The 599-nt window shown below is 61.3% G+C and carries 1 protein-coding gene; it reads right to left on the bottom strand.

Annotation, left to right across the window (positions count from 1 at the left end; all coding sequences use genetic code 11):
• Positions 1 to 91: 91 nt before the first annotated feature.
• On the bottom strand, positions 92 to 599 hold a 508-nt coding region (locus ACK41V_RS23705; RefSeq protein ID WP_409786148.1), incomplete at its 5' end, for a GGDEF domain-containing protein.

The following is a 599-nucleotide window of genomic DNA, read 5'->3' as shown; positions in this document are numbered from 1 at the left end:
ATTTAACGGGATGGGCGCCATTAACATCGGAATATTAGCAATTTATGCTAGATCGTGCTGACCTATCACCAATTAAACTTGGCGTATCCCACTAATTGCTGACGATGCAATTCCGACCGGCGCTTTTGGCGGCGTAGAGGTTGCGGTCGGCTCGGTGAAACGCGTCGCTTTGCACCTCGCCTTCGCGCAAGCCAATCAGACCTGCTGAGAAGGTGACGTGACCAACGGGCGAATCCCCGTCGCGGGTACGGAAGAAACGGGATGCGGTCGCTTCTCGCGCCACCGTCAGCATCGCATCGGCCTGCTCCAGCGTCAGCCCGGAAAACAGGATCGCGAATTCCTCGCCGCCATAGCGCGAGACGAGCTGCCCCCCGCAATGCTTCGACATGGTTTCGCCGATCGCCCTCAACACCCGGTCGCCCACCTGGTGGCCGAACCGGTCGTTGACCTGTTTGAAATGGTCGATGTCGCACATCGCCAGGCAGAGCTGGCTGCCCGCGTTCAACTGCGCGGCAAAGGCTTCTGCGAACGCGCGGCGATTGGGCAGGCCGGTCAGCGGATCGCGGCGCGCGTCCTTGCGCGCGGCCTCCAGATCCTCC

This window comes from Acidovorax sp. (assembly GCF_046291265.1).
Classification (GTDB): domain Bacteria; phylum Pseudomonadota; class Gammaproteobacteria; order Burkholderiales; family Burkholderiaceae_C; genus Acidovorax.
The sequence above is the reverse complement of the archived record's forward strand: the minus strand, read 5'-3'. Positions and strand labels throughout refer to the sequence as shown.